The sequence below is a fragment of the Bradyrhizobium sp. CCBAU 53340 genome (assembly GCF_015291645.1).
GTDB lineage: Bacteria > Pseudomonadota > Alphaproteobacteria > Rhizobiales > Xanthobacteraceae > Bradyrhizobium.
The window spans coordinates 2,697,913-2,710,924 of sequence record NZ_CP030055.1; the positions used below are offsets into that span (position 1 = coordinate 2,697,913).

At 64.0% G+C, this 13,012-nt stretch carries 13 protein-coding genes; 10 read left to right on the forward strand and 3 right to left on the reverse strand.

From position 1 onward, the window contains the following. The first annotated feature begins 28 nt into the window (after positions 1–28). On the forward strand, positions 29–1,570 hold the full coding sequence (locus XH89_RS12630) for an alpha/beta fold hydrolase (protein WP_194467371.1): 1,542 nt from the start codon (positions 29–31) through the stop codon (positions 1,568–1,570). Between the two features lie 134 nt (positions 1,571–1,704). Here the strand turns inward: XH89_RS12630 and XH89_RS12635 are convergent, their stop codons facing one another. Then, positions 1,705–2,349 (reverse strand): TetR/AcrR family transcriptional regulator, encoded by a 645-nt coding sequence (locus tag XH89_RS12635; protein ID WP_194467372.1) that lies wholly within the window; start codon positions 2,347–2,349, stop codon positions 1,705–1,707. A 246-nt stretch (positions 2,350–2,595) separates the two neighbouring features. Between XH89_RS12635 and XH89_RS12640 the strand changes: the two genes are divergently transcribed. The 3 genes from XH89_RS12640 (at position 2,596) to XH89_RS12650 (ending at position 5,261) form a co-directional block, all read left to right on the forward strand. Next, a complete protein-coding gene (locus XH89_RS12640) occupies positions 2,596–3,138 on the forward strand; it encodes an OsmC family protein (protein WP_194467373.1) in 543 nt (180 codons plus the stop codon). A gap of 37 nt (positions 3,139–3,175) precedes the next feature. Further along, entirely contained in the window at positions 3,176–4,309 is a 1,134-nt protein-coding gene (locus XH89_RS12645) for an acyl-CoA dehydrogenase family protein (protein WP_194467374.1), read from the forward strand. A gap of 73 nt (positions 4,310–4,382) precedes the next feature. After that, on the forward strand, positions 4,383–5,261 hold the full coding sequence (locus XH89_RS12650; RefSeq protein ID WP_194467375.1) for a sulfurtransferase: 879 nt from the start codon (positions 4,383–4,385) through the stop codon (positions 5,259–5,261). Between the two features lie 9 nt (positions 5,262–5,270). Here XH89_RS12650 and XH89_RS12655 read toward each other — a convergent pair whose 3' ends face one another. Further along, positions 5,271–7,196, reverse strand: a complete 1,926-nt coding sequence (locus XH89_RS12655; RefSeq protein WP_194467376.1) for a sigma 54-interacting transcriptional regulator — start codon at positions 7,194–7,196, stop codon at positions 5,271–5,273. Positions 7,197–7,356: 160 nt separating this feature from the next. Between XH89_RS12655 and XH89_RS12660 the strand changes: the two genes are divergently transcribed. From XH89_RS12660 to cynS, 4 genes are all read left to right on the forward strand, one after another. Then, positions 7,357–8,736, forward strand: a complete 1,380-nt coding sequence (locus XH89_RS12660; RefSeq protein WP_194467377.1) for a CmpA/NrtA family ABC transporter substrate-binding protein — start codon at positions 7,357–7,359, stop codon at positions 8,734–8,736. 169 nt (positions 8,737–8,905) lie between these two features. Further along, a complete protein-coding gene (gene ntrB / locus XH89_RS12665; RefSeq protein ID WP_194467378.1) occupies positions 8,906–9,745 on the forward strand; it encodes a nitrate ABC transporter permease in 840 nt (279 codons plus the stop codon). 5 nt (positions 9,746–9,750) lie between these two features. Next, positions 9,751–10,683, forward strand: a complete 933-nt coding sequence (locus XH89_RS12670) for an ABC transporter ATP-binding protein (RefSeq protein ID WP_194467379.1) — start codon at positions 9,751–9,753, stop codon at positions 10,681–10,683. A gap of 97 nt (positions 10,684–10,780) precedes the next feature. Further along, complete coding sequence (gene cynS, locus XH89_RS12675; RefSeq protein ID WP_124163201.1) at positions 10,781–11,263, forward strand: cyanase; 483 nt, start codon at positions 10,781–10,783, stop codon at positions 11,261–11,263. A gap of 56 nt (positions 11,264–11,319) precedes the next feature. Here the strand turns inward: cynS and XH89_RS12680 are convergent, their stop codons facing one another. Continuing rightward, the gene (locus tag XH89_RS12680) at positions 11,320–11,643 is read right to left on the reverse strand and encodes a DUF1476 domain-containing protein (protein WP_194467380.1); all 324 of its coding nucleotides are present in this window, start codon (positions 11,641–11,643) and stop codon (positions 11,320–11,322) included. Between the two features lie 331 nt (positions 11,644–11,974). Between XH89_RS12680 and purC the strand changes: the two genes are divergently transcribed. Together purC and purS are read left to right on the forward strand one after the other, a co-directional pair. Further along, a complete protein-coding gene (purC, locus tag XH89_RS12685) occupies positions 11,975–12,742 on the forward strand; it encodes a phosphoribosylaminoimidazolesuccinocarboxamide synthase (RefSeq protein ID WP_172782948.1) in 768 nt (255 codons plus the stop codon). Positions 12,743–12,755: 13 nt separating this feature from the next. Next, positions 12,756–12,998: a phosphoribosylformylglycinamidine synthase subunit PurS gene (purS, locus tag XH89_RS12690; protein ID WP_008135030.1), complete on the forward strand. Its 243-nt coding sequence runs from the start codon at positions 12,756–12,758 to the stop codon at positions 12,996–12,998. Positions 12,999–13,012: the final 14 nt, after the last annotated feature.

Genomic DNA, 13,012 nt, shown 5'->3' on the forward strand with positions numbered 1-13,012 from the left:
TGCGTCCCCCAAGTGGAGGAAGGATTCCATGACGGCTTTCTCGCTTGGGACGTTCGGGTTCCCGGAGGTTCATGCCGACGGCCGTTCGATCAAGCTGGCCTTACGCAAGGGGCTTGCGCTGCTGGTCTATCTCGCGGAAGCCAAGGGCGCCGTCGCGCGGGACGTCATTGCCACATGGCTATGGCCCGAGACTGATCGCGAGACCGCGCTGGCGCGATTGCGGCGTCTGCTCCATCGCATCGAGATCGCGCTCGGCGAGCCGGTGTTCGAGGCCGATCGCACCAGCGTGCGCTGGTCTCCTTCGGTCGAGCTGACGATTGATACGCATCTGTTCGAAAGCGCCTGCGACCGCGGCGCGTTTGACGCTGCCTGCCAGATCTATCGAGGCGACTTCCTCGCGGGCTTCTCGCCTGAAGACTCGCGCGAATTCGACGATTGGGCGTTCTTTCGCCGCGAGGCGTTGCGGGGGCGGCTCGTGCACGCGCTGGAGCGCCTCGTGCAGGACAAGAATGCCGCTGGCGATCATTTTGCCGCGACTGCCTATGCAGGCCGTCTGGTCGAGCTCGATCCGCTGAGCGAAGTCTATGGCCGGCATCTGATCCGTAGCCTGCTGCTCTCGGGCGATCGCAGCGCGGCGGAGCGGCATCACGCCGCGCTGACGCAGCGGCTGCGCGAGGAGCTCGGCGTTGCGCCGGAAGCGGAAACCGAGGCGTTGATGAGTCCCGCCGCCGCGCCGCATGCGGTTCCGACGACGCGTTACGTCATGGGCGCCGGCGTGCATCTGGCGTATCAGACCTATGGCAGCGGTCCGCTCGATATCCTGGTCATGCCCGGCTTCGTCTCGCATGTGGAGCGCGCCTGGGAGCATCCCGCGAGCCGGACCTTTCTGGCCTCATTGATGAAGCTCGGGCGCCTGATCGTGTTCGATCGCCGCGGCATCGGGCTGTCCGACCGGGTTGGATCGGCGCCTGATATCGACGTCACCGCTGAAGATATCGGCACCGTGCTGCGGGCGGTGGGGGCGCGCCGCGTCGTGCTGTTCGGCGCCTCCGAGTGCGGGCCGGCTTGCGTCAAATTTGCAGTCGATGAGCCGCGTCTCACGGCCGGCCTCATCCTGTTCGGCGCGCTGGCCAAGGGGTGCTGGTCAAAGGACTATCCGCACGCGCTGCGCGCCGGCCAGTATGATGCCTGGCGCCAGCAGCTCGTTGCGCAATGGGGCGGGCCGGTCGGCATCGAGGTTTTCGCGCCGAGCCTTGCTGATGATCCGCAGGCGCGCGCCTGGTGGGCCGGGCTGTTGCGTGCGGCCTCGAGTCCCGGCGGCATTTCGGCGGTGCTGGAGGCGTTCCGCAACGCCGACGTACGACAGTTGCTGCCGCAGGTGGCGGTGCCGACGCTGGTGCTGCACCGGCGGGGCGATCAAGCGGTGCGCATCGCGGCCGGCCGCGACGTGGCGAGCCGGATCAAGGATGCGGAGTTCGTCGAGCTTGACGGCAGCGACCACTGGTTCTTTGCGGGCGATCAACCGCCGGTGCTCGAGGCGATCGGGGGATTTATGAAACGGATCTCGTAGGGTGGGCAAAGCGACTTGTCCGCCGTAGCTCGAAGAGCGAAGGCGGAAGCGTGCCCTCGCATTCTCGCAATGTAGAGACAAACGGCGGGCACGGCGCTTCGCGCCTTTGCCCACCCTACGAGATCACGCCGAGATCACACCGCCTCCAACTCGCGCTTCTTCTTCGCCCTGGATTGGCCGAGCAGCAGGCCTGCCGTCAGCGCGGCCGTATCCGCCACCCCCGGGTCGCGCGAGATCATCGCCGCGACGATCGCGCCGTCGATGATGAGGCCGAGCTGATGGGCAAGCACAACAGGCTCGCTCGAGCCGAGCTCGCCGGCGAGTTTTTCGATATGGCCGAGCACGATCTTCTTGTGCTTCAGCGCGATGTTGCGGAACTGCTTGGCATCCTTGTCGTGCTCGCCGACGGCATTGATGAAGGGGCAGCCGTAGAAGCGCTCTTCCGCGAACCAGCTCTTCAGTGCCGGGAAGATGCGCGTCAGCTTCGCCTGCGCATCGCCCCCGCCTGCTTCCATGGCGCCGATGAACCATTCGCGCCACTGCTTGCCTTCACTGTCCAGCACGGCGTTGACCAAATTGGTCTTGGAGCCGAACAGCTTATAGAGCGTGGTCTTCGCCGTGCCGGCTTCCTCGATGATCGCATCGATGCCGGTGGCGTTGATGCCGTTCTTGCAGAACAGATGCGTCGCGGCGTTGAGCAGACGGCCGCGTGCGGATTCGTCGTCGCCAGCACCCTGATGGGGCGAACCTGCGCTCTTTTTCGATGAAGCCTTTGCCATGAGTCCAAATTTACCCGCAGCCGCGCCGCATCAGCAAGGAGCATCTGTTCCGCGCTGAAAAGATTCGCAACGGCGGGCGCGTCTGCATCGGCTTTGAGCAAGGCTGCGCTGATCAATCCGCAGGCAGGGAGGCCTAAGCGGCTCCAAAGCTTCGCCTTTTGTTTCTGGTCGCTTCTGGCACGCTCCATGCAGGGAAACAGACCGTTCGGTATCCTGCCGGATTCAACGGCTGCCAGGGAGAAGATGATGACTGCCGTCGTTCAAAAGACAGTGCTGACGGGTTGCCTCGCACCCATCGACAAGAATGGCCTCGAGCAACTGATCGCCAATGGCAAGGCGAATCCGAAGGTCATCAAGACCTTGAAGTGCAAGACGGTCGCGGAGGGAAAATTCCGCCACGCCAACTACATCCGCAATCTGCCGCCCTACATCGTCGACGAGCCGCCGGGGCTTCTGGGTGACGACACCGCGCCCAATCCGTCGGAAGCCTCGCTTGCCGCGCTCGGCTCGTGCCTCGCGGTCGGCCTGCACGCCAACGCCGTGCATCGCGGCTGGATCGTCAACAAGCTCGAGCTCGAGCTCGAAGGCGACCTCAACATCACCGCGGTCTGGGGCACCGGCGATGTCTCGGACAAGCCCGTTGGATTTACCGATGTGCGCGTCAAGGTCGACATGGAGTGCGAGGGCATCTCGCAGGAGGAGATCAATGCGCTGGTCGCCCATGTGAAGAAATGGTCGCCAGTCGCCAACACCTTCACCCGCCCGGTCAATCTCGAGGTCGGCATCTGAGCTGATCGCAACAGGACACAAGGTGCGGGAGACGATCATGGGGTCACTGGCATTATCGCGGGTCGAAGTACTGGATCAGCCCGCACCTTCCATTGTCGGCGAGGTGGCGCGGATATCGCGGGAGCAGCTCGCGCCGCTCGCCGCCGGCATCGACGCCGGCTCGGTCTATCCGGCCGAGGTGCTGCGCGCGTTTGGCGCCGTCGGTGCCTGGGGCAGTCATGTGCCCAAAGAGGGGCCCGCTGATCTGCGCTGCGCGATCCAGGCGATGGCGGCGATCGGCGAGGTCTGCGGCGCCACGGCCTTCATGGCCTGGTGCCAGACAACGCTGGTCTGGTACGCCGCAAATTCCACCAACCTGAAGCTGGCAAGACGCTTTGGCGATGCCTTCTCGACCGGCCGGGTGCTCGGCGGCACCGGGCTCTCCAATCCGATGAAGAGCTTCTTCGGCATCGAGAAGCTCAAACTGAGGGGGCGCAAGGTCGACGGCGGCTACATCGTGCGCGGCGCGCTGCCCTGGGTTTCCAATCTCGGCCCCGATCATTTCTTCGGCACGATCTTCGAGCGCGAGGACGATCAGGGCACTGCAAGGGGCGAGCCCGGCACGGTCATGTTCCTGGCCGATTGCGCGAACCCCGCGATCACGCTGACGCCGTGCAAACCGTTCCTCGCCATGGACGGCACCGGCACCTATGGCGTGCAGTTCCGTGACGCGTTCGTGCCGGATGAGCTGATCCTCGCCGATCCCTCAGGTCCCTTCGTCAAGAAGATCCGCGCCGGCTTCATCCTGCTGCAGGCCGGCATGGCGCTCGGCCTGATCCGCGACTGCATCGCCATCATGGACGAGGTCGGAGGTCCGCTCGGCCACATCAACCGCTATCTGCCGCAGCAGCCGCTGCATTTCGGCGATCTCGCCGCCGAGCTGGAGGCGGAGACCATGGCGTTGGCGCGCGATCCCTACAACGAGGAGGAGACCTACTGGCGCAAGGTGATCGCGCTCCGCCTTCGCGCGGGCGAAGCCAGCGTCGCCGCGGCGCATGCAGCGATGCTGCATTGTGGCGCGCGCGGCTATCTCATAAGCCACCGCGCGCAGCGGCGCCTGCGCGAGGCCTATTTCGTCGCGATCGTCACGCCAGCCACCAAGCAGCTGCGCAAGATGCTCGCGGATTCCTGAGCTTAACGAGTCTACCCCAAGAGACCCTTAGACAAGAGACCCTAAGACCCCCAACCTCAACGGAGAGGCTGCCATGACTGACGTCCTGATCACTGCCGTCGAACTCGCCGATCTCTTGAAGAACGAGCCCTGTGTCATCGTCGACACCCGCAACCCCGACGCCTATGCCGCCGGGCATCTCCCCAACGCCGTGAACGTGCATGAGATCTTCACCTTCCTCGCGACCTCGACGCCGGAGGGCATGGCCGAGCTGAAGACCAAATTCGCCGATGCGTTCGGCGCGGCCGGCCTGTCCGGCAAGGAGACGGCCGTGATCTACGAGCAGTCGATGAACTCGGGCTTCGGCCAGTCCTGCCGCGGCTACTATCTCCTCACTATGCTCGGCTATCCCAAGGTGAAGGTGCTGCATGGCGGTTTCGATGCGTGGTCGGCCGCGGGCTTCCCGGTGACCAAGGACGTGCCGACGCCGGCAAAGGCTTCGTTCTCGATCGTGCCCGAAGCCGGCGAGATCCTGATCGATGCGAAGACGATGCTCGGCGCTGTCGGCAAGCCCGGCATCGCCATTCTCGACGTGCGCGACGTCGACGAGTGGATCGGCGACAGCTCGTCTCCCTACGGCAAGGATTTCTGCCCGCGCAAGGGCCGCATCCCCGGCGCGGTGTGGCTGGAATGGTACCGCATGATGAAGCCGACCGCCGAGGGCCCGCGCTTCAAGTCGAAGGATGAGATCCTGGCCGAATGCGCCACCGTCGGCATCTCGCAGGCGACGCCGGTCTATCTCTACTGCTTCAAGGGGGCGCGCGCCTCGAACACATTCCTGGCGCTGAAGAACGCCGGCGTTAAGGACGTGCGGATGTATTTCGGCTCCTGGAACGAATGGTCGCGCGATCCCTCGCTGCCGATCGAGCAGGGGCTTCCGATTGCGACGGGCGTCACCACCAAGGCGGCGTGAGAGCTGCGATCACATGGCCCGCGGACGGGGCGCGATTCCCAGCGCCTTGATCCGCGAGGCCAGCGTGGTCGGCTTGATGTCCAGCATTTCGGCCGCGCCGCCGGGGCCAAATACTTTTCCCGCGCAGGCCTCCAGCGCGGCCAGAATGTTGGCCCGTTCATGATCGCGCATCTCGGATGAGGTCATGATGGCCGGCCGTGCGTCGGCCTTCTGGCGTGCGGTGCCGGTTGGAGCTTGTGTGCCGGAGCTATCAGGCAGATCGATCCGCAAGCGGCCGTTCTGCGACAGGATCGCGGCGCGCTCGATTACATTCTGCAATTCGCGGACATTGCCGGGCCAGTCGTAGCGGGTCAGCCTGCGCGCATCGCCTTCCGACAGCCGTAGGCTCGACTTCAGCGCCTTGCCCTCGCGCGTCAAAAAATGCTGGGCAAGCAGGGGAATGTCCTCGCGCCGTTCGCGCAAGGGGACGGTCTCGATCGGGAACACGTTGAGGCGGAAATAGAGGTCCTCGCGAAAACGGCCGCGCTGGACCTCCTGCTTGAGGTCGCGATTGGTGGCGGCGATGACGCGGACGTCGACAGTGCGCGTGCGCTCCTGCCCGACACGTTCGAAATTGCCCTCCTGCAACACCCGCAGCAGCTTGCCCTGCAATTCGAGCGGGATCTCGCCGACCTCGTCGAGGAACAGCGTGCCGCCGTCGGCGAGCTCGAAACGGCCGATGCGGTCGCGCGTGGCGCCGGTGAAGGCGCCGCGGACGTGGCCGAAGAATTCGCTCTCGAACAATTCGCGCGGGATCGCGGCGCAGTTGACGCGGATCAGCGGCCGGTCGCTGCGGGTGGAATCCTCGTGGATGGCGCGCGCGATCAGCTCCTTGCCGGTGCCGGACTCGCCGGTGATCATCACCGCCGCGGTGGTCGGCGCCACCAGCTTGACCTGGCGCAGCGTCTTCTGGATCGCCTCGCTTCCGCCGATGATGCCGCGGGGATTGGTCTCGATGCGGATTTCTTCCTGGAGATAGGCGTTTTCGAGCTCGAGCCGCTCGCGCAGGCGGTCGACCTCGGCGAGCGCTGCGTGCAGCTTCTCGTCAGCCTCACGGCGCTGGCTGACGTCGCGAAACACCACGACCGCGCCGACCACGACGCCGCGGTCGCGGATCGGGGTGGATGTGTACTCGACCCAGGCCGGCGAGCCGTCCTTGCGCCAGAACACCTCGCCGTCGACCTGATGTACGGCGCCGTCGCGGAACGCCGCATAGATCGGGCAATCATGGTTGTGATAGTGCCGGCCGTCGTGATGGGAGTGGTGCACGATCGGGTGGATCTCCTTGCCGACCAGCTCTTCGGCGGTCCAGCCCAGCATCCGCTCGGCCGCGGGGTTCACGAAGGTGGTCTTGCCCTCGGCGTTGACGCCGTAGATGCCCTCGCCGGCGGCGCGCAGGATCAGCTGGTTCTCGCGCTCGATGTCCTGGAACACACGCTCGACCCGCTGCCAGGTCGAGATGCCGCTGCGCATATGGTCTTCGGCGGCGGCGTCGACATTGCGACGGCGGCGCGCGTCGAGATCGGTCAGCGTCAGCAGCACCAGCGTGCGGCCGTCATGGGGCAGGAGGCAGCCGGCGTATTCGAGCTTGAGGGTTCGTCCGGTGGCATGGCGAGGATTGAGCGCCGTGGTCCAGTAGGCGCCCTTGTGCAGCACGGCCTGGGTGAACACGGTCAGGGCCGGAAGCTCGCCGGCGTGGAGGGTGCTGGCCTTGGTTTGCCGCAGCAGCGCGCGGTCATAGCCGAGCAGGGCGCAGGCGGCCGGATTGGCATCGATGATCTGGTCGCCATAGGGATCGACCAGCAGCGTCGCCTCGACCGAGGATTCGAATGCCGCGGCGCGTGGATCGATGGTCTGGGCCACATCGTCCTGGCCAGGCATTGGCGTCATTACCATTACTAGATCTCGTAAATTGATTACGAAATCTCGTTTATCACGAGTTTTCGTAATGGCCAAGCGTGACCGAAAGTGCTGCGACCTCAAGGCCTTGGCCGATCGGAAGGTGGTGGCATGCTCCTTGCGTAGTTCCTCCTCGCAATGAGGCGCAGGAGGTCCGATGTCCACGTTCGACAATCCGTTTGATCCCGATCGCAACCTTCGAGCCGGCTGCGTCTGCGGCCAGCATCAATCCGCGGCCGAGCATGAGCAGGCCACGGCGCTGCGCTGTGACCCTGTCGAGAGCGAGGAGAAGCGTTACGAGGGCGTCGTCGCCGCCGCGGTGATGCGCGCGATGTTTCCGCAGGATGTAGCGCGCCGCGCGTTCCTGAAATCGGTCGGCGCCTCGACCGCGCTCGCGGCGCTCTCGCAGTTCTTCCCGCTCAAGACGGCGACCGAGGTGTTCGCGCAAGCCGGCGCGCCCGAGAAGAAGGATCTCAAGGTCGGCTTCATCCCGATCACCTGTGCGACGCCGATCATCATGGCGGCGCCGCTTGGGTTCTATGCCAAGCACGGCCTCAATGTCGAAGTGGTCAAGACCGCCGGCTGGGCCGTGATCCGCGACAAGACCATCAACAAGGAATACGACGCCGCGCACATGCTGGCGCCGATGCCGATCGCGATCTCGCTCGGGCTCGGTGCCAACGCCATTCCCTTTGCCGTCCCCGCGATCGAGAACATCAACGGGCAGGGCATCGTGCTGGCCATGAAGCACAAGGACAAGCGCGACCCGAAGGACTGGAAGGGCCTGAAATTCGCGATCCCGTTCGACTATTCCATGCACAACTATTTGCTGCGCTATTATCTCGCCGAGCACGGGCTCGATCCCGATACGGATGTGCAGCTGCGCGCGGTGCCGCCGCCGGAGATGGTCGCCAATCTTCGCGCCGACAATATCGACGGCTTCCTCGCGCCCGACAACATCTGCCAGCGCGCGATCTACGACGGCGCCGGCTTCATGCATCTGTTGTCCAAGGAGATCTGGGACGGCCATCCCTGCTGCAGCTTCGCTGCGAGCCGCGAGTTCATCACCACGGCGCCGAACAGCTTTGCGGCGCTGACGCGTGCCATCGTCGATGCCACCGCCTATGCCTCGAAGGCGGAGAACCGCAAGCAGATCGCGGAGGCGATCGCGCCGGCCAACTACATCAACGCGCCGGTGACGGTGCTCGAGCAGGTCCTGACCGGCACCTATGCCGATGGGCTCGGTGGCGTGAAGACGGATGCCAAGCGCGTCGATTTCGATCCGTTCCCCTGGCAGTCCTTTGCAGTGTGGATGCTGACGCAGATGAAGCGCTGGGGCCAGATCAAGGGCGATGTCGATTACAAGGCGGTCGCAGAGCAGGTCTATCTGGCGACCGATACGAAGAAGCTGATGACCGAGATGGGGCTGTCGCCACCGGCGAGCGCGTATAAATCGTTCGCAGTGATGGGCAAGACTTTCGATCCGGAAAAGCCCGACGATTACGTCGCCAGCTTCAAGATCAGGAAGGCGTCGTGATGGGCCGCGCGCTTTCCCCAGCGTCGTCCCGGCGAAGGCCGGGACCCATAACCCTAGGGAGATGTTTGGCGATGACTCGTCGTTCGGTGCTCCCACTAACCGCCATCGATAGATTCCGCGGTATGGGTCCCGGCCTTCGCCGGGACGACGGGTCGAGGGATCTCGCAAGATGAACTCCTCCCTCCGCCTCCGCGCCGGCCTCGTCTCGGTCGTGCTGCTCGCAGCCTTCCTTGGCATCTGGCATCTCGCCACGCGCTCGACGGCGCCTGTCGCGACGATGAGTCCGGAATACGCCAAGCTGATGGGCCTGACCGCGACGCAGGGCAAATCCGCCATGCCCGGACCGCTCGATGTCGGCGCAAAGCTGTTCGAGCATCTGAAGCGGCCGTTCTACGACAACGGGCCCAACGACAAGGGACTCGGCATCCAGCTCGCTTATTCCATCGCGCGCGTCGGCACCGGCTATCTGCTCGCGGTGCTGGTGGCGATCCCGCTCGGCTTCCTCATCGGCATGTCGCCGCTGCTCAGCAAGGCGCTCGATCCCTTCATCCAGGTGCTGAAGCCGATCTCGCCGCTCGCCTGGATGCCGCTGGCGCTCTACACCATCAAGGATTCCTCGGTCTCCGCGATCTTTGTGATCTTCATCTGCTCGATCTGGCCGATGCTGCTCAACACCGTGTTTGGCGTGGCGAGCGTGCGCAAGGAATGGATCAACGTGGCGCGGACGCTGGAGGTCGGCACCATCAGGCGCGCTTTCACCGTGATCCTGCCGGCGGCGGCGCCGACCATCCTGACCGGCATGCGCATCTCGATCGGCATCGCCTGGCTCGTGATCGTCGCGGCCGAAATGCTCGTCGGCGGCACCGGCATCGGCTACTTCGTCTGGAACGAGTGGAATAACCTCTCGATCACCAACGTCATCATCGCGATCCTCTTGATCGGGATCGTCGGCATGCTGCTCGACCAGATCCTCGCGCGCTTCACGCGCATGGTCACGTTTCCGGAGTAGGGGCCTTGACCGACAAATTCATCTCCATCGAAGGCATCGCCAAGCGCTATCCGGGCGCGGGCGGCGCGACCACGACCGTGTTCGAAAATCTCTGGCTGTCGATGGCGCGTGGCGAGTTCTGTTGCGTGATCGGGCATTCCGGCTGCGGCAAGACCACGGTGCTCAACATCCTCGCCGGCCTCGATGCGCCGAGCGAGGGCGCCGTCATCGTCGATGGGCAGGCGATCTCGGGGACCAGCCTCGACCGCGCGGTGATCTTTCAGAGCCACGCGCTGCTGCCGTGGCGCACCGTGCTCGGCAACGTCGCCTATGCCGTCAGCTCGAAATGGCGGAGCTGGGATCGCGCCAAGGTCAAGGCGCATGCTCAGACTTTTATCGATCTGGTAGGTCTCACCGGCTCGGAGCACAAGCGGCCCTCCGAGCTTTCAGGCGGCATGAAGCAGCGCGTCGGCATCGCGCGCGCTCTCTCGATCACGCCGAAGATGATGCTGATGGACGAGCCGTTCTCGGCGCTGGACGCGCTGACGCGCGGTACGCTCCAGGACGAGGTCCGGCGCATTTGCCTGGAGACCGGGCAGACCGCGTTCATGATCACCCATGACGTCGACGAGGCGATCTATCTTGCCGACAAGATTTTCCTGATGACCAACGGGCCCGGCGCGGTGTTGGCCGAAGTCGTCGAGAATCCGCTGCCCAGGGATCGCGCCCGCGCTGACCTGCACCGTCATCCGCTTTACTACGCGCTGCGCAACCACATCATCGATTTCCTGGTGACGCGCAGCAAGACGTTTGTGACCGAGCAGCCCGATCACGATCCCCGCAACGTGCCGACCGTGCACATCGGCAAGCCCGGGCTGACGATCGCGTCTGACGCCAAGCCGGAGCCGCTCAAAGAGACGTCATGGCCGGGCTTGTCCCGGCCATCCACGTCTTCCTGAGCCAGCCAAGAACGTGGATGCCTGGGACATCTTGTTGAAGACGCGCTTCGCGCTTTCGCCCGGGCAAACTGGAAGCTAACCAAGAGGAGACACCGACATGAAACGCGAAGACCTCACCGAGAAGCTGCTCGACATCAAGCGCGAGAAGGGCTGGAGCTGGAAACACATCTGCGAAAAGATCGGCGGCTATTCCGAGGTGCTGATCGTCGGGGCCATCCTCGGCCAGATGAAATTGACGAAACCGCAGGCGGCCAATGCGGGCGAGCTGTTCGGTCTGTCGAAGTCCGAGGTCGCAATGCTGAACGAGACACCAATGCGCGGCATGCCGATGCCGCCGACCGATCCCTTGATTTATCGCTTTTACGAACTGGTCATGGTCAACGGCCCCGCTTGGAAGGCGTTGATCGAAGAGGAGTATGGTGACGGCATCATGTCGGCGATCGACTTCGACATGGTGATGGAACGCTTGCCGAATCCGAAGGGCGACCGCGTCAAGATCACCATGTCAGGCAAGTTCCTGCCGTACAAATATTACGGCGCCAGCGGCAATGTGCCGGAGTACGGCTTCAAGGAGGAGTGACCGGGCGAATTGAGAGTGGGAGTGGGGCTCTTCGCTGGTCGCCACTCCCCGTTCGCCTATTTCCCCGCCTTCACCTCGGCGGCCGCGACCGCGAGCAGCTCGCTCATCTTGGCGCGAATCGCCGGCTCGGCGATGGGGACGTTCTTGCCGGCGAAATCGGCCATGACCTTGCGCAGGACGTCGGCATCGCCTGCCTCCTCGAAATCGGCCGCGACGACCTCCTTGGCATAGGCGGCGGCAGCCTCGCCCACAATGCCGAGCTTTTCGGCCGCCCACAGGCCGAGCAGCCGGTTGCGGCGGGCCTGCGCCCTGAATTTCTGCTCCTCGTCGAGGGCAAACTTCTTTTCAAAGCCTTCTTCGCGCTTGTTGATCTCGCTCATGCCAGTTCCAATTCCCTGCTGACTGGACCCGGCCGCCCTCGTTGCGGGGGCCCCGGTGCATGCCTAGATAGGGGGCACGAATCGGCGAGACAACGAGCCGTAAAGCCGCAGGCAAGGCGGTATAAGTCAGCGTCGGATAGGCCGGATCGATTGTGCTGGGACTGCCAATCGGATAGGTTGCCTAAAGGCTTGGTTCCCGTTCTGTTTCCTCAGGTTTTCTTGTGGGTTCAGAGGGGTTCCCAGCCGTTCACGGCAGCTCCGCTGTGGGTCGTAATCCTAGTAACCGGAGCACACCAAATACATGGATTTCAACAAAACACGGTACATCCCAATGAGCCGTCGGCGTCGCATTTACGAAGGCAAGGCAAAGGTTCTTTATGAAGGTCCGGAGCCCGGTACCCTGATCCAGCACTTCAAGGACGACGCCACTGCGTTCAATGCCAAAAAGCATCAGGTGATCGAGGGCAAGGGTGTCCTCAACAACCGGATCTCGGAGTACCTGTTTCAGCACCTCAACGACATCGGGGTGCCGACCCACTTCATCCGCCGTCTCAACATGCGCGAGCAGTTGATTCGCGAGGTCGAGATCGTGCCGCTCGAGGTGGTGGTGCGGAACGTTGCCGCCGGCTCGCTGTCGCAGCGCCTCGGCATCGAGGAGGGCACCCAGCTGCCCCGTTCGATCATCGAATTCTACTACAAGAATGACCAGCTCAACGACCCCATGGTGTCGGAAGAGCACATCACCGCGTTCGGCTGGGCCACGCCCCAGGAGATCGACGACATCATGGCGCTCGCCATCCGCGTCAACGATTTCCTCACCGGCCTCTTCCTCGGCATCGGCATCCGCCTCGTCGACTTCAAGATGGAGTGCGGCCGCCTGTTCGAGAACGAGATGATGCGCATCATCGTCGCCGACGAGATCTCGCCGGACAGCTGCCGTCTCTGGGACATCAAGTCGAACGAGAAGCTCGACAAGGATCGTTTCCGCAGAGACCTCGGCGGTCTGCTCGAGGCTTACACGGAAGTCGCAAAGCGCCTCGGCATCCTGATGGAGAACGAGCGTCCGCAGGGCACGGGTCCCGTGCTGGTGAAGAGCTAAAGAGGAAGATGACGTGAAGGCACGTGTCACCGTTACCCTGAAGACCGGCATCCTTGATCCGCAGGGCAAGGCCATCGAAGGCGCGCTGAAGTCGCTTGGCGTCGACGGCGTCGCCAGCGTGCGCCAGGGCAAGGTGTTCGACATCGAGCTCGCCGGCGCCGACAAGGCCAAGGCGGAAGCCGCGCTGAAGGACGCCGCGGACAAGCTGCTCGCCAACACCGTGATCGAGAACTACCGGGTCGAGCTGCTCGGATAGTGAAGCGGAGCCTT